The following is an 18,331-nucleotide window of genomic DNA, read 5'->3' on the forward strand; positions in this document are numbered from 1 at the left end:
CGGACCACGGCCAAGGCCACCCCGGCGAAGACGACGGCCGCGAAGAAGACCACGGCCGCCAAGCGCACCAGCGCCGCGAAGAAGAAGTAACAACAGAACACCCACGCCGAAGGCCGCCACCCCGGGCAGGGGTGGCGGCCTTCGGCCATTCCCAGACCGGACAGAACTCCTGATCGGCCATGAACAAGGATCGGCGGACGTCCGGTGCTGAACACCGGGCACGTTTCGAGCGGCGATGGTCAGACCTTCCGGTCGAGGTGTTCTTTCCCTGGCCGGAGGGTGGTTTCGCGCGTTCACCGCATTCGACCAGGAACAGCAACGACAGCAATCTCACCGAGGAACCGACCACCACGTCGGTCCGCCGCTGGTCACCGATGGTCGGTGCTGTGTGCCACCTCGCTCACCAACCTCGGCGTCCGGGCCGCCCCCTGCCTTGGCATTCAGGGCCACCGTGCTGGCATGCCTTGACGCTTGGGGTCGCCCAGCCTTGAGGCTCGCGGTCGCCACCTGGCGTTTGAGACCACCTTGCTCGCGGTCCCCTTGCGTGGTGGCCCAGCGCTGGCGCGTGCGGTCCCTTTGCCGCCTCGTGCTTGCGGTCGCATCGCCGCCCCAACCCGCGCGACCGCGGCCGCCTTGCCGCACAGCCTGGCACTTGCGGCCCCCTGACCGGCCAGCCCCGCGTTGCGGCCGTTCTTCCACCCCTCGCGCTTGCGGTCCCGCACCACGCCAGCCCCTCACGACTGCGGCCGCCTTGCCGCCCAACCCCGCAGCGCGATCCCAGCCCTGGCGTGTGGGTTCGCCGTACTCGCCCGGCCTGCGCATGTGGAGTCGCCTTGCTGACCGTTGCTTGTCGTCTTCCTTCCCACCTCACCTCGCCCAAGTACGGGAAAAGGGACGGAGGGCGCGGTGAGCGAGCGGGCTGTGGTTGTGCGCGAGATCGGGCGGGATCCCGATCTGTTCGAGGTGTTCTACCGCGAACATGTCGTTGGCGTGCAGCGGTTCCTGGCTCGGCGGGTGGCTGATCCACAGCTCGTCGCGGATCTCACCGCTGAGGTGTTTCTCGCGGTCATCACACGTACCGGCCCGATCGGGGCAGTGCCGTCGCGTGGCTCTTCGGGGTCGCGCACAACGTTGTCGCTGCCGAGCGGCGGCGGACCGCGCGGGTGCGCGTGCCGTGCTCGAACTGGCGGTGCTCGACGGTCTTCCCGTCACCGAAGCCGCGCACGCGCTCCGCATCCAGCCGGTCACCGCCCGGGTGCGGCTGCACCGGGCCGAGCGCGCCCTTCGTGATCACCTCACCCCGCCCACCCTGACCGGAATCGTCGTCGCACCGGAGGTCGCGCCGCGAACAAGCTGGGGCACTTCGAGGAGAACCCGCTCACTGAGCTTCGTCAGGTCGTGGTGGCACAACCACCGGCGGCGGGGCTTCGTCGTGGGGGCGGGGCGCTCGCCGCCGGGCCCGTGTTCGGGGTGCCCGCCCTGAGCGGTGGGCACGTACCCGCCGCGTACGCGGTCACCGGCAACGACGACGGGTCGGTCACCACCACCGTCAACCGCGTCGAGGACCCGGCAGGGCTCGACCGGGAACTGGCCGCGCACGGCATCACCGCCGACGTGTCCTTCGCGCCGCCGGGAAAGATGTGCCGGACCGTGCCCGAACGTTTCGAGCGCGCCGACAACGAGGTCACCCTCCGGGTCGACCGCGGCGACGACCCGATCACGCTGCGGCCCGCCACGACGGCACCCCGATCTTCGTCATCGCCCACTACGTCGTGAGCGGGCCCGTCGCCCCGTGCGAACTGGTGGACCTCCCCGCCGAGTGACCGGCGTGCCGCCTCCACTTCGGACAGCGATGCCGGTGACGGGCTGGTCAGCGGCTGAACGGAGCAGTTGACGGCACCGTTCAGCCGCCCAGGATCAGCCCGTTGCTGGCTTGTGGGCACCGAATCCCGTCGCATTAGGTGGGACACATGGCACTGTGCCATCCCGGACACCCAGTGTGACCGGGCCCCTGCTGGAGGCTCACCATGAAGAGAAGCACCATCGCCCGGGCGGCCATCGCCGCGCTGGCCGCGGCCGGCATCGCCGCCATGGCACCGGGGTTCGCCACCGCGGCCCCGCTGTCGGCGCACGCGGCGCAGGACCTCGCGGGCTCGCTCGGCGACGCCCGCACCGCCGGGGTGTACGTCGACGCGACCGGGCGCACCGTCGTCACGGTCACCGACGCCGCGGCCGCCGCCGCGGTGCGGGCCGCGGGTGCGACGCCGCGCATCGTCGAGCGCAGCGCCGCGCAGCTCGGCCGGCTCATGACCACATTGGACAAGGGGGTCGCGGGCACCGCGTGGGCCGTCGACCCCGTCAGCAACCAGGTCGTCGTCAGCGTCGCGAGCGATGTGCGCGGCGCACGCCTCGCCGCGTTGCGGTCGGCCGCGGCCGGTTCGGACGGGGCGGTCCGGATCGAACGGCTCCGGCCCGATCACCGCGTTGATCTCGGGCGGTGACGCGATCTACGGCGGCGGCTACCGCTGCTCGCTCGGGTTCAACGTGCGCAGCGGCAGCACCTACTCGTTCCTCACCGCCGGGCACTGCACGGACGTGGCCGACGCGTGGTTCTCGAACTCCTCGCTGTCCACGAAGCTCGGTGACACCACCGGGTCCAGCTTCCCCGGCAACGACTACGGGATCGTGCGCTACTCCACCACGTCGGTGTCCATCGACGGCACCGTCGGCGGCCAGGACATCACCTCTGCAGGCAACGCGTTCGTCGGCGAGTCGGTGACCCGCCGCGGCAGCACGACCGGCACGCACAGCGGCACGGTGACCGCGCTGAACGCGACCGTCCACTACTCCGGTGGCGGCACGGTGCGCGGCATGATCCAGACCAACGTGTGCGCCGAGCCCGGCGACAGCGGCGGCCCGCTGTACGACCGGACGACCGCGCTCGGCCTCACCTCCGGCGGCAGCGGCAACTGCCGCACCGGTGGCACGACGTTCTTCCAGCCCGTGACCGAGGCACTGAGCCGGTACGGCGTCTCCGTGTTCTGATCCCGCGCATGCCCGGGCGGCGGGACGCGTCCCGCCGCCCGGCGTCGTGCGGTCCGGTCAGGCACGCTGACGGCGCGGCAGCGCGAAGCACGCGAGCAACGCGACCGCGAACAGGCCCATGCCGGCCCACAGGCTGGTGGTCGTCGCCGTCGACGAGCCGTGGTGCTCCAGGCTCGTGAAGAACACCGTGCCGACGGTCGCCGGGCCCGCGGCCATGCCCAGCTGCACCACCGTGTTCACCACACCGGAGACCGCGCCCGCGTCCGACTCCTTCGCCCCCGACAGGGTGATGAGCATCAGCGACGACGCGCCCAGCCCCAGCCCGCCGCCGTACAGGACCACCGGGACGACCAGGTGCCACGGGGACAGGTCCGTGCCGTGTTCCGCCACCACGTACGCGAGGGACGCCGCGCCGGCCAGCAGCACCGCGAGACCGATCATGGGAAGCGTGCGGCCCAGCTTCGCCGCCATGGGCATGCCGATGCCGTTGCCCGCCACGATGCCCACGGTGGCCGGGAGCATCGCCAGTGCCGTCTTCAGCGGGGAGTAGTGCAGGCCGTTCTGCAGGTGCAGGGTGAGCACGAAGAACGCGGCCATCCCGCAGTAGAAGATCAGCATGATGAGCAGGCCCAGCGCCGTGGCCCGGCTGTGGAACAACCGCATGCTGATCAGCGGTTCCCGCCCCTGGCGTTCCCGCGCCCGCTGGTAGGCCACGAACAACGCCACCAGCGGGAGCGCCGCCGCCATCAGCACGAAGGTCCACGCCGGCCACCCGAGTTCCCTGCCCTGCACCAGCGGGTAGAGGACGGCCAGCAGTGCCGCCGCCAGCACCAGCACACCCTTGACGTCGGCGACCGCCTTGCCCGGGCGCCGCGCCGGCATCACGACCAGGGCGCCCACCGCGGCGGCCAGTGCGATCGGGACGTTGACGAAGAAGATGGTCCGCCAGTGCCAGCCGAACAGGTCCGCCTGGGTGAGGAGGCCGCCCAGCAGCGGGCCCGCCAGGCCGCCGATCGGGAACGTCATGCCGAAGAAGCCCATGGCCTTCCCCTGTTCGGCGGCCGGGAACTCGGCGTGGATGAAGCTCAGCACCTGCGGCACCATCAGCCCCGCCGACACGCCCTGCAGCACGCGGGCCACCAGCAGCACGGTGATGTTCGGGGCCACACCCGCCAGCAGTGAGCTGATCCCGAACCCCGCCGTGCCCGCAACGAACACCGCGCGGTGGCCGTAGTGGTCGCCGAGACGGCCCCCGGTGATCAGCGTCAGCGCGAACGCCAGCGTGTAGCCGGTCGCGATCCACTGCAGCGCCGTGGCGGGCGCGTGCAGGTCGTCCTGGATCACCGGCAGGGCGATGGTCACGATCTGGTTGTCGACCATGTCCATGAACACCGCGGTCAGCAGCAGGGCCAGTGCCGCCCATCGGAGCCGGTACGGCGCCACCGTCGTCGTCATGTCTCCTCCTCATCCGTTCACCGAGCAGTGTCATGTTTGCGTATGACTTTGTCAAACAGATAGATGATTAAGCTCGCTGGATAGATGGCACAATCACGTCATGAGCACCGAGAAGGTTGGGCGGCGAGCGCGGCGGGCACCCGCGGAGAACGAGCGGCAGCGCGACCCCGAGCGCACGAAGGCGCGGATCGTCGAGGCCGCCGTCGAGGAGTTCTCCGCCAAGGGGTTCGCGGGGGCGCGGGTCTCCGAGATCGCCCGCCGCGCGGGGGTGAACCAGCAGCTCATCGCGTACTACTTCGACGGCAAGGAGGGGCTCTACCGGGAGCTCGGCAGGCGCTGGCGCGAGTTCGAGGCCGAGGCGTTCCCCGACGACATGGACGCCGACGAGCTGATCAAGGGCTACGTGCGGGTGAGCGTCGAGAACCGGCACGGCAGCAGGCTGCTGGCATGGGAGGGGCTCGGCGACCCCGGCCGCGACGGCGAGGACCCCGAGGAGGCACAGGCACGCGACGCGCGCCTGCGACACGAGGTGGCGCAGATCCGCGAGCGCCAGCAGGCGGGGCAGCTGGACGACCGGCTCGACCCGGCCGCCCTGCACCTGATCATGACGGCCGCCGCGAACGCGCTCACCGTGTATCCGCAGCTCGCGCGGGGGGTGTTCGGCGACGACGGGAGCTCCCCCGATGTCGTGGAGCACTTCGCCGAGCAGCTCGCGCTGCTGGTCCGGCCACGCGACCCCTGATGTCCATTATGGACAGTGCGCCCGTATTGTCCGGTCTGCCGGGTTCGTGACACCATTTCCGTACGCGGGATCTCGCGCTTCGTGTTTACGGAAGGGATGTCTGTGTTCAAGCGAATGCTCTCCGCCTTCGGGGTGGGTGGGCCATCGGTCGACACCGTGCTCGAATCGTCCGTCGCCACCGCGGGAGAGGTGGTGCGGGGGCGGGTCCAGATCCAGGGCGGTACGAACGAGGCCGTCATCGACCAGGTGGTGCTCTCGCTCGTCACGCGGGTCGAGGTCGAGCACCACGGTGGTGAGGCACGCGGGACCGGCGAGTTCTTCCGCCTGGTCGTGCAGCGGGACGTCCGCGTCCCCGCGGGCGAGCGGCTGGACATCCCGTTCCAGCTCTCGCTGCCGTGGGAGACGCCGGTCACCGCGGTCGGGGACGTCGCGCTGCCGGGCATGGTCGTCGGCGTGCGCACCGACCTGGTGATCAAGGGCGCGCCCGACAAGGGCGACCTGGACCCCGTGCAGGTGCGGCCGCTGCCGTCGCAGGACCGGGTGCTCGAGGCGTTCGGCGAGCTGGGCGCGACCTTCCGCGCCGCCGACGTCGAGGTCGGCCGGATCGCCGGCGTGCCGCAGGAGCTGGGCTTCTACCAGGAGATCGAGTTCTTCCCGCCGCCGAGGTTCGCGGGTCGGCTCAACCAGGTCGAGCTGACCTTCGTCACGAACCACGCCGACCTGTGGGTCGTGCTCGAGGCCGACAAGCGCGGCGGTCTGCTGCGCCCCGGCGGCGACATGTTCGGCCGGTTCCACATGTCGCACGAGGAGGCCGAGCAGGCCGACTGGACCGCGATCATCGGCGGCTGGCTCGCCGACGTCGCCGACCGCGCGCCGCGGGTGAACCCGGCCTTCGGCGGGCACCACGGCCACCACGGGCACCACGGCAGGCGGGGTTCCGGCATGGGTGCCGTCGTCGGTGGCGCCGCCGCCGGTCTCGTCGGCGGCATGATCATCGGCGACATGATGGACGGCGAGCTGTTCGACGGTGGCGAGGACTTCGGCGCCGAGGAGTGACCCGGCGCGTGTGCCGGCCCTGTGCGCGGGGCCGGCACACGCCACCCGAAATACCCATGGACACCGCCGCGACAGTCGGTAATGTCGAAATCTCCCTCAGTGTTGGGAGATCGCGGTGGCCATGTCTGTGCTCGGTCCTGGCGAAGGAGACCGGCTCACACGCTTTCTCTACGCGCTGCGGCGCACGCCCATCCCCACCGCGCCGTCGCCGCACGACGCCTACCAGGAGGCGCTCGGGCTGAACCTGCTCGCGCTCGGCCTGCGGTTGGAGCACGTGAACCGGATGAGCGAGTCGCTGACGCTCGCCGACTCCACCCACATGGCCCGCACGGTCACCATCGACATCACCATGAACACCCTGACCGCGGAGCAGAGGTGGGCCCTGCGCACCGACCCCGGCGCCGCGAGCCCCGACTCGGTCTGGCTGCCGGTGTCCCGCCACTCCCGCATGGCACACGCGTCCTTCGTGGTGCGGGACGCCGCCGGTGACGTCGTGCCGAGGAAGACCCAGGTGGAGACGGCGCGGGCGCTGATCCACGGCCTGTGCCGCGCGTTCCGGATGTTCCTCACCTCCGACCCGCGCACGGAGGACCCGAAGGAACTGCTCCACGGCATCCGGCACAGCCTCAACCGGTCGCGCTGGCTCGTCGAGGCCACGATCGCCGCCATGGTGACCGGCGGGCGGCCCCGGCCCGGCCCGCTGCCACCACCACCGGCCGACAGCACCCGCCCCACCGACTCCGACATCATCCGCGAGAAGGCCGCGGCGGCCGTCACCCAGCTGTTCGAACCGGACAGCCCGTTCCTGCAGCTGCTGGACATCGCGTCGGCCGAGTACCTGCTCGTGGTGGCGATGCCCGCGCACCGGGCGCAGACGTTCATCCGCTACGAGGCGCCGGTGATCCCCGCGCTGTCCAAGCACCTGCGCCCGGGCAACGTGCTCGAGCGGTGGATCGGCGTGCGCCACGAGTTCACCGTCCGGTACACGACGCTCATCCCGCGTGCCGTGAACTCCTACCACGTGACCGCGGAGGTGCCGTCCGAGATCCAGGTCCGGCGGTTCTTCCTCACCACCGACGTCGACTCCCCCGCGCTGCGGTCGCTCGTCGCCGACATGCGCGCGGTGGCCGACAGCTACGACCACCTCCGCACGGTCGCGCCGAAGCTGCTCGAGCTGGAACTGCAGGGGATCGCCAGCAGGCTCGCCGAGTTCGGCAGGCGCCGCCAGCGCGACCTCGCCGAGTTCCGCGCCTACGTCGAGGAGCGGTACGCCACGTTCGCGGCCAGACCGCCGCGCTTCCCGGCCCGCCCGGACACGGTGACCCCGAAGAGCGGCACCGGGCTCACGCTCCCGGAGCCGATCGTCGCGCGGCTGGAACGGTTCGCGAACCTCTACGAGGCCGACTGGTTCCGCAAGCTCGCCGACGGGCTCATGACCAGGGACGTCCTGCTGCGCCTCGCGGACGAGCTGGAGGAGACCGAGGTGGACCTGGACGTCCACACCGACAACGACCCGAGGGAGAACGCGGGCCACGCGCAGTGGCAGCAGCGGCCGTTCGGCGGTGACCCGCGCTCGACCGAACCGGTCACCTCGACCGTCTACATGGCACTGGTCGACGACCCGCCGTCGCTCGCCTCCAACGTGGCCAAGCTGCTGCTCGCGGTGCTGCTGCTCGTCGTCGGGTTCGGCGCGGTGCTCGAACCCGGGTTCTTCACCGGGGTGCCGGTGCTCGGCACGCTGGGGTCGTGGTTCGGGCCGCGCGTCGACGACGGCGGGCCGTTCTCGTCCGCGGACGCGATCGTGACGATGCTGCTGCTGGTGCCCGGTCTCCTGCTGTCCCGCCTGGACATCCCGTCGAACAAGACCGTGCTGGGGCAGCTGCGGACGTTCCCGCGCTACGTCGCGTACACGTCGGTGATCATCGCGGGCACGCTCGCGCTGCTCGTCGCGTCCGGCCGCGCCCACTCGCTGCGGGTGCCGTTCCTGATCGGGATGGTCGCGCTGCTCCTGCTGTTCCTGCTCGTCGGGCTGGACGGGATGGGCAAGGCCGTGAAACGGCGGCGGCGCGTGCCGGTGAACCAGGTCAGCCCGACGTGGCTGGTGGACGAGATCCGCGGCAAACGGGTGCGGCGCTGGAAACGGTGCCGTGCCGAGTTCTCCACCATCGGCGCGGAGTACGACCATGCCTAGCCCGGGACTGCGCCATCCCGCGCTCGCGTCGGTCGCGGCCCGCGCCGCGAGCTCCGGCAGCCCCGCCGTGCTGTTCGACATCACCCACGACGGCCCGGAAACCGGGCTGCCGCCCGCCGACCTCGTGCCGCCCACCGCGCAGGACCAGGTCGCGACGGAGACGCTCGCGTTCCACGTCGCCGGTGTCGGGTTCGGGGTGCACACGTGGACCCCGGTCACGCCGAGCAAGCAGCAGGACGGCGTCACGACGAGCCGGATCGCGGTGCGCAGGTACGAGACGAACGGGCACGGCCCGGCGCGCGGGCTGTTCACCGGCAGCGTCGTGATCAACCCGGACTTCCTGTACGACACCGACCACAGCGTCGAGGTCCTGCTGACCCTCGACCACGAGCCGTGGCGGCCGACGTACGCGGACTCGCTGATGATCACGTTGGCGTACCAGGGCATGACGGCCGCGGCCGCGGGCGGTCCCGGCGCCCCGGTGCTGTTCCTGCAGTCGCCGGTGGCGCCGTTCCGCGACCCGGGGCGCCAGTTCCGCGTGGACGGCTCCGGCGAGGCGCCGCGGCTCGCGAACGGCATGGCGCTGCGCATGATCGTCGGGCTGGAGCAGGACAACCACGGCAAGCGGATCGCGCTCATGTGCGCGCTGGCGGAACTGGCCGCCGGGAACGGCTTCGGCCTGCAGGTCGCCGACCGCCGGTTCGGCCGCGTCCGCGGCGAGTGGTGGTCGGTGCTGCCGCCGGACCGGAAGCGTTACCTGGCGCGGAAAGCGGAGCTGTTCGGGTGGGCGCCGGACGCCGTGCCCGCCGCGGTGCAGCTGCTGACGTTCGTGGGCCCCGCGCGCCCCGGCTCGTCGGCGGCGATCGCGGCGGACCTGATGTCCCGCAACGTGGGCGTGCTCGCGGTGTCCGAGTCGTCGATGCAGGAGATCGCGTTCATCAACATGGTCGTGCCGCTGGCCCCGGCCCGCATCGGCAGGGCACGCCTGTCGAGCACCACGCTGTCGATCTCCGACGGCCTTGGCCAGACGGCGAGCGAGTGCGGCCTGACGCGCCGGCAGGCGGTGCGCGCGAAGAGCCGCATCACCGACTCGGCCGCGACCGACTACCGCGTGCTGCGCACGGGCCCGATGCGCCCGCCCATCAAGGAGTCGGTCGGCGACGACCACCCGCTGTGGCTGTCGTGGGGCCTGCCGCTCGGCGACCGGAAACTCCCGGACGTGGCCGAACTCGTCACGACGCTGCTGCGCACGGCGACGGAACGCGTGACGTCGGCCCGGATCGACTACTACCGCGCCCGAGTCCTCCCGAACGGCACCGTGACGGGCCGAGCGAAGATCGCGGTGACGCTCACCCCGGCGATCACCCAGGAAGACGTCCCGGCCGCACTGAGCGACCTCTGCCCGTGGGCCCAACGAGAAGCCATCGCCCACCTGATGGCCGACGACCTCTCCCGAGGCGCCATTCGCCTACGCCTGGCCTGGCGAGAACGCTGGCTGGGCCAAGCAGCCCCCATAGCCTAACCCCGGCAAGCCCCTCGCCCAGAACCCGCGAGTCGCGCGCTCACGCACATCGAGTTGTACGTTTCGTGCACCTCTGCCGTGGCGGGAGGTACACGAAACACGCAACTCGGTGTGCGCGAGAGCGCGACTCGCGATGTCCGGCGACGTGACTCGCGGGGCGGGGTTATGTCCATCGGAGGGTTCGTTGGGGGTCGGTGCCTCGGGTGCGGGCCGCGGCCAGGGTGCGGGCCGTGGCTTCCGGGGAGCCCGCGCGCAGCAGGACGGTGCCCGGGACCACGTTCGCGACCGCCGCGGCGAACAGTTCCACCCGGTCCCGCGTCGCGCCCAGCGCCCTCGGGACGCGCCACGTGTGGTCGCCGTTCGCCAGCAGCCACCGCGGTGTGCCGAGCGGGCCGACGACCTCCTCGAACGCGTCCGCCCACAGCGTCGCCGCGTCGTCGGGCACACCGTCGATCGTCGTCGCCGCGCCGTCCGCGGTGGCGTGCGTGGTGACGCGGGCGTCCGCCAGCTCCGGGTGCCCCGCCGCGGCGAGACCGGCCGCGACCGCCTCCCCGAGCTGCCGCAGGAACACGTCGTGCGACCGCGACCGGCCGCGGGCCAGCAGCGCGGGCGGGAGCACCGCCACCCCGCAGACCACCGCGAGCACGGCCACGACCGGCCACCCCACGACCGCGGCACCCACGCCGGCCAGCGCACCCGACACCGCACCGGTCGTGGCGCCGACGGTCCGCCACCGGCGCCCCCGGGTCCGCACCTGCCTGCGCACCCGCCGCCGTCGCACGTGGACCACGCTCGTCGCCACCCCGGCGGCGTCCACCGCCGCCCACACCCGCCGCGTCGCCGCGTGGTCGGACATCAGCCCGGCGCTGTCCGCGTTGAGCACCGCGTGCTCGCCCGGCGACGGCGGCACGGGCAGGGCGGCCCTCGGGTGCACCTTGCCGGCACCCGTCACGAGCGCGCCGTCCCGGTCCGGCCCCCACCACCGCGCGTGCCTGCCGCGGAACCGGCGCCAGTCGCCGTGCGCGGTCGGGTGCGCGACCACGACGTCCCACAACGACGCCACCTTCTCCGGCCGCTCCGGGTCGATCCGCAGCGCCCGCCCCCGCAGCTGCGTCATCGCCGTCGTGCTCGCGACCTCGCTCAGGTCGACGAGCACGTTGAGCCGCGGCAGGTTCCAGCCCTCGCCGACCAGACCCCGCGTGGCGACAAGCGTTTGCGCGGCCCCGCCGGTGAGCGCGGCGGCCGCCGCGGCGAGCCACCGGGCCGTGTCCCACGACGGTCCGTGCCCGACCAGCTCGACCACGGACGGGAGGTCGCTGCCCCGCGTGGTGACCCAGCGCTCGTCGGTGGCGGCCACGTTGATCGCGTGCGTCACCCGGTCGGCGGCGAGCGCGTCGCACCACGCGCCGCTGCCGGTCACGCACAGCACACCGCGCGCGGCCACGGCACCCTCCCGGCACAGCGCCGCCAGCACCCGCGCGGCCGTCCCGGCGTCCGCGCCGAGCACGGCCCGCGCGGCGGCGGGCGGGCTGGTGGCGCGGTCCCGTTCCACGACGACGAGCGCGCACAGGTCGTCGCCGCGCACGGCCTCTTCCTGCCGCAGGACCTCGCCCGCGGCGACGCCTTTCGCCGTGGACCGGGAGCACACGATGTCCGCCACCGACCGGGTCCACCGCACCCCGGACGCGGACAGCGCGACGCCGTGGCGGCGCAGTTCCTGCTTCACGTCGTCGCGCAGCTCCTGCTCGATGTCCGCGTGCGGGTCGTGCAACCACGCGTCGAGCAGCAGGATCCGGTCGTCGAGCGTCAGGTCGCCCGCCGGCTCCACGGCCATGCCGCGGGCCGCGAACCACCGCGCCAGCGCGACGGCGACGAGCGGATCGGCCTCCCCCAGCCGCTCCCAGCCGTCCTCTTCGGACTCGACCCGGCCCACCGCCCACCCGATGAACGGCTCCCCGACCAGCACCTCGTCGAGCCGCGCGGCGAACGACGTCGCCCACGTGCCGAGGAACGCGGCCTCCTCCGGCGCCAGCTCGGCGACCCGCACCCCGTCCCGCCACGGTGCGACGCCGCCGTCGGCGACCATCGCGGCGAGGTGCAGCTCGGCGTCCACGTCGCCGAGCAGGCCGGCGTAGTTCAGTCCCTCCTGGACGGAGCCGAGTTCCGGCAGGGTGGCGGTGAGGCCGATGACGGCCACCTCGTCGAGCCGGGTCACCAGCGCGTTCACCACGAGCGCCCACCAGTCCAGGAGGTGGTGGCACTCGTCGAGCACGACGCAGCCGATGCCGAGCCCGGCGATGCGGTCGATCAGCTTCGCGGCGCGGGCGCCGAGCAGCTCCCCGGCGGGCAGGCCGACGTCCTCGCCGGTGGCGAGCGAGCGGCGCAGGATCCGGACGTGCCTGCCCAGTTCCTTGCGCGCCCGTGCCGGGTCGCGCCGCTCGACCGCATCGACCCGGTCCCGCGCCGCGTCCTCCCCCGCCTTCGCGGCGACCTCGGCGAGCCACAGCCTGCGCGCGGCGGCGTGCAGGTCGTCGGCGGCGGCGCCGGGGTTGCCGAGCAGCTGGTAGGTGAGCGAGTACAGCTGCGCGGGCCGGTCGAGGCCGGTGCTCGCGAACTCCTCCGGCACCGCCCCGAACAAGGCGACCGCGCCCCGCCACTGGTCGCGGATGGCGGTGGTCGGGGACAGCACGAGCGTGCGGGCGCCGAGCCTGCGTGCCAGCTCCAGCCCGACGAGCGTCTTGCCGGCGCCAGGCGGCGCGCACACGTGCCAGCGGCGGTCGGTGACGTGCCCGCACAGGTCCAGCAGGTGCCGCTGCGACTTCCGCCACGCGAACGCCGGCGCGAGCCCGTCCCAGCCTCCCGTCACCGGCACCTCCGCGTCGTCGTGCTACATCCGACCACAGGCGACGAGCAACAGTTCCTGTGCGGTGGCCGACACCTCCTCGCCGTCGCCGTGGCTCCAGTCGAGATCGGTCGCGACCAGGCGTTTCCCGGCGAGGTCGACGCCGAAGAACCCGGCCTGGTCCGGCACGATCCGGTCGAGGACCAGCCGCAGCCGGTCGGGCGGCACCTGCCTGCCGAGCCCGAGCGCGACGGTGATGTCGAGGCCGTGGATGACGTCGTGGCACAGGGCGCCGACGTCGCTGCCCGGCCGCCACGGGTGCCGGGTGTTGTCCCGCAGCGCGGCGGTCAGCTCGGCGCTGGTGAGCCGCCCGGCGTCCGCGCGGGCGAGTTCGTCGGCGGCGCGGTTGATCTCGTCGGCGGTCGTGGCGCGCAGGAACCGGGCGTCGGGCTCCCGGAACGGCGCGGTCATGTGCGCGACCACCTCGCGCACGCGCCAGCCCGCGCACAGGCTGGGCGCGTCCCACTGCTCCTCGGTCAGCCCGGCCAGGACCTCGGCCAGCTCGCCGCGCTCGGCGGCGATGGTGTCGCGGATCATGTGCGTTCCCTTCCGTCGGGGGTTCTGCCGACCTACCGACGAACGGGGCACGCCCGATCCGACATCAGCACTCGATGACGTTCACGGCGAGCCCGCCGCGCGCCGTCTCCTTGTACTTGACCTTCATGTCGGCGCCGGTCTCGCGCATGGTCTTGATGACCTTGTCGAGCGTGACGACGTGGGTGCCGTCGCCGCGCAGCGCCATGCGGGCGGCGTTGATGGCCTTCACCGACGCCATCGCGTTGCGCTCGATGCACGGGATCTGCACCAGCCCGCCGACCGGGTCGCAGGTGAGGCCGAGGTTGTGCTCCATGCCGATCTCGGCGGCGTTCTCGACCTGCTCGGGGGTGCCGCCGAGCACCTCGCACAGCGCACCGGCGGCCATCGAGCAGGCGGAGCCGACCTCGCCCTGGCAGCCGACCTCGGCGCCGGAGATCGACGCGGTCTCCTTGTAGATGACGCCGATCGCGCCCGCGGTGAGCAGGAACCGGACGACGCCCTCGTCGGTCGCGCCGGGCACGAACCGCGCGTAGTAGTGCAGGACGGCGGGGATGATCCCGGCCGCGCCGTTGGTGGGGGCGGTGACCACGCGGCCACCGGACGCGTTCTCCTCGTTCACGGCGAGCGCGAACAGGTTCACCCAGTCCATGACGCGCAACGGGTCGGTGGAGAAGGGGTCGGTCGAGAGGTGCTCGTACATCTCGCGTGCGCGGCGCCGGACCTTCAGGCCGCCGGGGAGCGTGCCGTCCTGCGTGTAGCCGCGGCGGACGCACTCCTGCATGACGTCCCAGATGTGGCTGAGCCCGGCGTGCACGTCGGCGGCAGGCCGCCACGCGGTCTCGTTGGCCAGCATGATCTCGCTCACGGGCAGCCCCGTGCGACGGCAGTGGGCGAGCAGCTCGGCACCGGTGCGGAACGGGTAGGCGACCTCGGTGTCGTCGACCTTGATGCGGTCGGCGCCCTGCGCGGCCTCGTCGACCACGAACCCGCCGCCGACGGAGTAGTACGTGCGGGCGCGCAGGGAGTTCCCGTCCCCGTCGAAGGCCTCGAACGTCATGCCGTTGGGGTGGAACGGGAGGCTGCGCCTGCGGTGCAGGACGAGCGCGTCGTCGTCGAAGGTGATCTCGTGCGTGCCCAGCAGCCGCAGCTTCTTGGTGACTCGGACCTGCTCGACCCGCTCCTGGACGGTGTCGGTGTCGACGGTCTCCGGCTGCTCGCCCTCGAGCCCCAGCAGCACGGCGGGCCCGCTGCCGTGCCCGTGCCCGGTCGCGCCGAGCGAGCCGAACAGCTCGGCCTTGACCGCGTTCACCGAGGTCAGGAGCCCGTCGTCGGCGAGGCCCGTCACGAACGTGCGGGCGGCCCGCATCGGCCCGACGGTGTGCGAACTGGACGGCCCGATACCGACCGAGAACAGGTCGAACACGCTGATCGCCATTGAACCTCCGAGGCACCCGCCGCTACCGGTTCATGGTAGGTCGGGTGCCGGGGCACATGTCGTCGGACCGGCCGGCTGCCCGGGGCAAGCCGGCCGGTCCGCCCCCGACCGATTCGCGTGCTCCCCTGTCGTACCGCCCCGTCCCACCGGGGGCAACTCGACGGCGATGACGGAGCGTGTCCGGACGGGTGACACCTGCGATGTTCGCCGCGGCCGCGCACGTGTCTCGTCCGCGGGCCACACGACGCGGTCGACGACCGCTCGCCCGGCCCCGCCGTCGCTCACGCCAGCGCGTCCGCCGCCACGGCGGCCGCGGCGGCCAGGGCCGCGTTGTCGTACTCCGCGTCCGCCACCTCCTTGGTGGTCAGGACCGCGATGACGACCGGGGTGCCGTCGGGGGTCCAGGTGATCGCGACGTCGTTGGCCGAGCCGAAGGCACCGCTGCCCGTCTTGTCCGCGGTCGTCCAGTCCGCGGGCAGGCCCGCGCGGATGCGCTCGCCGCCGGTCTTGTTCGCCAGCAGCCAGTTCTTCAGCCGCGCACGCTCGGGCTCCCCAAGCACGTCGCCCAGCACGAGCGACCGGTAGCCCTCGCCGATGGCCGCCGGGGTCGTCGTGTCGCGGTGGTCGCCGGGGACGGCCGTGTTCAGCTCGGGCTCCCAGCGGTCGAGCCGCGTCCGCGTGTCCTTGATGTCCCGAGCGAACGCGGTGATCGCCTCCGGGCCGCCGAGCAGGCGCAGCAGCAGGTTCGCAGCCGTGTTGTCCGACCGCGTGATCGCCGCCTCGCACAGCTCGGCGACGGTCATCCCGGTCGCCACCCGCTCGCTCGTCACCGGCGAGTTCACCACCAGGTCGTCCTCGGTGTACCGCACGACGGTGCCGAAGAAGTCCTCCTCGAGCGGGTGCAGCCGCAGCAGCGCGGCCGCCGCGTACGTCTTGAACGTCGACATCACCGGGAACGGCTCGTCCTGCCGGTAGGACAACGTCCGTCCGGTGTGGACGTTCACGGCGTACACGCCGAGCCGGATGCCGTAGCGCTCCTCCACGTCGCGCAACGGCGCCGGGTCGGCCACCGTGCTCGCCGACGAGGTCGTCGACGGCGGTGGCGCCGCGGCCTCGGTGGGCGCGGTGGGCGCGGCCGAGCACCCCGTCACCAGCGCCACGCCGAGCAGGCCCGCGAGCACGGCTTGCCGTCTGTTCCCCATGTGTGCCCCTTCCGCTGTGGATCACCACGAAGGAAGCACACCCCGCGCGCCGCGCGCCAATAGAAGACCCGCCGACAGCCGATATTCTTTTGGAATCACCGCAGGTCAAAGCCCTGAGAACTCACCACCTCCCGGACCGCAACTCGGTCACCGCGAGCCGCGCGCACTCTCCGATCGCCGCGTCCACCGCGGGCAGGAACCCGTCCGCCCGCGCCGCGAACGTGAACACCGCGACCGCGATCGGCGTCTCCCCCGGGAACGTGACGACCGCCACCTCGTTCCGGATCGCGCCGATCGTGCCCGTCTTCCCCGCGACCACCACGCCCGCGTACGGGAACCCGGCCCGCACCCGGTGCGGCCACACCTGCAACCCGAGCAGCCGCCGCATGAACGCGCACCATGCCGGCTCCACGACGGCGTCCGACCAGATCGCCGCGAGCAGCCGCGTCATCTCCCGGGCCGTCGTGGCGCTCGCGAACGCGGGGTCGTAGGCGCTGACGGTGAGCGCGGCGTCGTTGTCCTGGAGCAGCGCGAACGCCTCGGCCGCCGACGCGGCGCCGGTGTCACGCACGAGCGCGGCCTCGACGTCGGCCTGCCCGCCGACCACCTTGGTCGCGGACAGCCCGCAGTCGGTCAGCACCGCGCGCACGGCGTCGAGGCCGACCTCGCCGAGGATCACGTCGGCGGCCGCGTTGTCCGACACCGCGATCATCGACGCCGCGAGGTCCCGCCACGACAACGTGACCGGGTCCAGGAACGCCGCGATCCCGGTCGGCCCCGGCGAACCGGACGCGGGGTGCACGCGCACGGTGGCGGTGGGGTCGAGCGTCCCGGCCGCGAACCGCGCGCACAGCCCGACGAGCAACGGCAGCTTGTACACCGACGCCATGACGACCAGCTCGTCCGCGCCGACGGCCACCTCGCGGCCCGGCGAGCCGGCGATCGGCACGGCGTGCACCCAGCCGGTGGCGCCCGCGTGCCGGAGCGTGTCGCGGATGCGTTCCTCAACGGACGGCATGGTGCTCCTCGGACAGCGCGGTCTCGACAACGGCCCGCAACCCGGGTTCGGTGCGCCACACCAGCCGCACCCGCAGGAAGAAGTCGTCACCGCCGAGCGCGACCCGTTCGACCCCGGGTGCACGCAACCCGGGGTCGGCGGTGAGCCCGAACGCGGTGCCCGAGGCGACGGCCGCGACGACGTCCCGGTCCGTCGGCGCGGTCACCAGCACGGGGTCGATCCCCTTGGCGCGTAAGGAATCGACGAGCAGGTCGCAGGCGGCCGTGTTGTGGCTGCGCGGCGCGGTGGCGAGCGCGAGGTCCCGCAGGTGCGCGAACCGCTGGACCGTTCTGCCCGCGGGCACGAGGAAGTCGGCGGGCAGCTTGACGACGGCGCCGCACGCCAGCGGGTGCACCAGGGCGGGGTGGTGCACCACGGCACAGTCCAGCTGCCCGGCGACCACCGCCGCGACGAGCTCCACAGTGGACGCCACGGTGGCCGCGGCCCGCGCCCCGGCACGCCGCACCGCGTCGACGACCGCCGCGACGTGCCATGCCGGCACCTGCGGCACCACGCCGATCCGCAGTTCGGTGCGCGCGTCCCGGTGCCGCTGCGCGTCCTCGGTGAAGCGCGCCGCGTCGGCGAGCAGGGCCGTGGCACGAGGTAACAGCTCCGCCCCGGCGGACGTCAGGCCCACGCCGCGCGCGGTGCGGGTGAGCAGGGTGACGCCGAGCCGGTCCTCGAGCCGCCGGATCCCCTGGGACAGCGGCGGTTGCGTCATCCCGAGCCGGTCGGCGGCGTGCCGGAAGTGCCCCTCCTCAGCGACGGCCACGAAGAAGCGGAGATGTCGAAGCAGATCCACGGGGTCATCAAAGCAGGGGGCACCGACAGTTTTCGGGGCGTGGCAGGATCCACCGCGTGAGCGACGACGAGCGCACGTGCGGACGTCCCACTCGCGCGGGCGCGCCCTGCCGGGTGCGGCTCAGCGAGGCGGAGGAGGCGTGCGGCATGCACGCCGCGGCCGCCGGTCACGGCCCGGGGCGCGTGTTCGAAGTGGACGGCGAGCAGGTGGTGTCGGTGGCAGGTACGCCTACCGGTGGCGCGGCAGCCCACCACTGGCGGTCGGCGACCGGGTTCTGCTGCCGGAGAACTGGCTGAGCCGCACGAAGGACGGCCCCGGCCACTGGTTGGGCGTGATCACCGACCTGGGCACGACGTACACGGGAACGCTCGCGCACGTCGTCGAC

The 18,331-nt window shown here is 72.8% G+C and carries 16 protein-coding genes; 8 read left to right on the forward strand and 8 right to left on the reverse strand.

Translation table 11 applies throughout. The features are described 5' to 3' along the window. Window positions 1-1,069 precede the first annotated feature (1,069 nt). Window positions 1,070-1,294, reverse strand: coding sequence for a hypothetical protein (locus ACYQ77_RS44435; protein ID WP_459723547.1), 225 nt, complete (start codon window positions 1,292-1,294; stop codon window positions 1,070-1,072). A gap of 107 nt (window positions 1,295-1,401) precedes the next feature. Here ACYQ77_RS44435 and ACYQ77_RS44440 point away from each other — a divergent pair, with 107 nt between their 5' ends. The 3 genes from ACYQ77_RS44440 to ACYQ77_RS44450 all read left to right on the forward strand — a co-directional run bounded on the left by ACYQ77_RS44440 (window position 1,402) and on the right by ACYQ77_RS44450 (window position 3,045). Further along, entirely contained in the window at window positions 1,402-1,776 is a 375-nt protein-coding gene (locus ACYQ77_RS44440) for a hypothetical protein (protein ID WP_459723549.1), read from the forward strand. A gap of 251 nt (window positions 1,777-2,027) precedes the next feature. Then, complete coding sequence (locus tag ACYQ77_RS44445; protein WP_459723550.1) at window positions 2,028-2,501, forward strand: alpha-lytic protease prodomain-containing protein; 474 nt, start codon at window positions 2,028-2,030, stop codon at window positions 2,499-2,501. Next, entirely contained in the window at window positions 2,485-3,045 is a 561-nt protein-coding gene (locus ACYQ77_RS44450; RefSeq protein WP_459723552.1) for a S1 family peptidase, read from the forward strand. The genes ACYQ77_RS44445 and ACYQ77_RS44450 overlap by 17 nt, the downstream gene beginning before the upstream one ends. Before the next feature lie 57 nt (window positions 3,046-3,102). Here the strand turns inward: ACYQ77_RS44450 and ACYQ77_RS44455 are convergent, their stop codons facing one another. Beyond that, entirely contained in the window at window positions 3,103-4,500 is a 1,398-nt protein-coding gene (locus ACYQ77_RS44455) for an MFS transporter (RefSeq protein ID WP_459723554.1), read from the reverse strand. Between the two features lie 100 nt (window positions 4,501-4,600). Between ACYQ77_RS44455 and ACYQ77_RS44460 the strand changes: the two genes are divergently transcribed. From ACYQ77_RS44460 to ACYQ77_RS44475, 4 genes are all read left to right on the forward strand, one after another. Then, a complete protein-coding gene (locus tag ACYQ77_RS44460) occupies window positions 4,601-5,242 on the forward strand; it encodes a TetR/AcrR family transcriptional regulator (RefSeq protein ID WP_459723555.1) in 642 nt (213 codons plus the stop codon). A 102-nt stretch (window positions 5,243-5,344) separates the two neighbouring features. Next, window positions 5,345-6,298, forward strand: a complete 954-nt coding sequence (locus ACYQ77_RS44465) for a sporulation protein (RefSeq protein WP_459723557.1) — start codon at window positions 5,345-5,347, stop codon at window positions 6,296-6,298. A 115-nt stretch (window positions 6,299-6,413) separates the two neighbouring features. Next, complete coding sequence (locus ACYQ77_RS44470) at window positions 6,414-8,489, forward strand: hypothetical protein (protein WP_459723559.1); 2,076 nt, start codon at window positions 6,414-6,416, stop codon at window positions 8,487-8,489. Beyond that, window positions 8,482-10,011 (forward strand): hypothetical protein, encoded by a 1,530-nt coding sequence (locus ACYQ77_RS44475; protein WP_459723560.1) that lies wholly within the window; start codon window positions 8,482-8,484, stop codon window positions 10,009-10,011. The genes ACYQ77_RS44470 and ACYQ77_RS44475 overlap by 8 nt, the downstream gene beginning before the upstream one ends. 163 nt (window positions 10,012-10,174) lie before the next feature. Here ACYQ77_RS44475 and ACYQ77_RS44480 read toward each other — a convergent pair whose 3' ends face one another. From ACYQ77_RS44480 to ACYQ77_RS44505, 6 genes are all read right to left on the reverse strand, one after another. Continuing rightward, window positions 10,175-12,877, reverse strand: coding sequence for a DEAD/DEAH box helicase family protein (locus tag ACYQ77_RS44480; protein ID WP_459723562.1), 2,703 nt, complete (start codon window positions 12,875-12,877; stop codon window positions 10,175-10,177). Window positions 12,878-12,898: 21 nt separating this feature from the next. After that, complete coding sequence (locus tag ACYQ77_RS44485) at window positions 12,899-13,450, reverse strand: maleylpyruvate isomerase family mycothiol-dependent enzyme (RefSeq protein WP_459723563.1); 552 nt, start codon at window positions 13,448-13,450, stop codon at window positions 12,899-12,901. Window positions 13,451-13,514: 64 nt separating this feature from the next. Continuing rightward, entirely contained in the window at window positions 13,515-14,885 is a 1,371-nt protein-coding gene (locus ACYQ77_RS44490; RefSeq protein WP_459723565.1) for an L-serine ammonia-lyase, read from the reverse strand. Window positions 14,886-15,166: 281 nt separating this feature from the next. Continuing rightward, window positions 15,167-16,087, reverse strand: a complete 921-nt coding sequence (gene bla, locus ACYQ77_RS44495) for a class A beta-lactamase (protein ID WP_459723566.1) — start codon at window positions 16,085-16,087, stop codon at window positions 15,167-15,169. Window positions 16,088-16,208: 121 nt separating this feature from the next. Continuing rightward, window positions 16,209-17,105, reverse strand: coding sequence for a serine hydrolase (locus ACYQ77_RS44500; RefSeq protein ID WP_459723567.1), 897 nt, complete (start codon window positions 17,103-17,105; stop codon window positions 16,209-16,211). Beyond that, the gene (locus ACYQ77_RS44505; protein WP_459723568.1) at window positions 17,092-17,946 is read right to left on the reverse strand and encodes a LysR family transcriptional regulator; all 855 of its coding nucleotides are present in this window, start codon (window positions 17,944-17,946) and stop codon (window positions 17,092-17,094) included. The genes ACYQ77_RS44500 and ACYQ77_RS44505 overlap by 14 nt, the downstream gene beginning before the upstream one ends. A gap of 56 nt (window positions 17,947-18,002) precedes the next feature. On the opposite strand from ACYQ77_RS44505, the gene ACYQ77_RS44510 reads away from it, so the two are divergent. Further along, window positions 18,003-18,242: a hypothetical protein gene (locus ACYQ77_RS44510; protein ID WP_459723570.1), complete on the forward strand. Its 240-nt coding sequence runs from the start codon at window positions 18,003-18,005 to the stop codon at window positions 18,240-18,242. Window positions 18,243-18,331: the final 89 nt, after the last annotated feature.

It is taken from the genome of Actinophytocola sp. KF-1 (genome assembly GCF_054661535.1).

Coding starts and splice junctions, on each gene's coding strand:
- ACYQ77_RS44445 (WP_459723550.1), top strand. CDS start 2,028: ATGAAGAGAAGCACCATCGCCCGGGCGGCCATCGCCGCGCTGGCCGCG.
- ACYQ77_RS44460 (WP_459723555.1), top strand. CDS start 4,601: ATGAGCACCGAGAAGGTTGGGCGGCGAGCGCGGCGGGCACCCGCGGAG.
- ACYQ77_RS44485 (WP_459723563.1), bottom strand. CDS start 13,450: ATGATCCGCGACACCATCGCCGCCGAGCGCGGCGAGCTGGCCGAGGTC.
- bla (WP_459723566.1), bottom strand. CDS start 16,087: ATGGGGAACAGACGGCAAGCCGTGCTCGCGGGCCTGCTCGGCGTGGCG.
- ACYQ77_RS44500 (WP_459723567.1), bottom strand. CDS start 17,105: ATGCCGTCCGTTGAGGAACGCATCCGCGACACGCTCCGGCACGCGGGC.
- ACYQ77_RS44475 (WP_459723560.1), top strand. CDS start 8,482: ATGCCTAGCCCGGGACTGCGCCATCCCGCGCTCGCGTCGGTCGCGGCC.
- ACYQ77_RS44455 (WP_459723554.1), bottom strand. CDS start 4,500: ATGACGACGACGGTGGCGCCGTACCGGCTCCGATGGGCGGCACTGGCC.
- ACYQ77_RS44490 (WP_459723565.1), bottom strand. CDS start 14,885: ATGGCGATCAGCGTGTTCGACCTGTTCTCGGTCGGTATCGGGCCGTCC.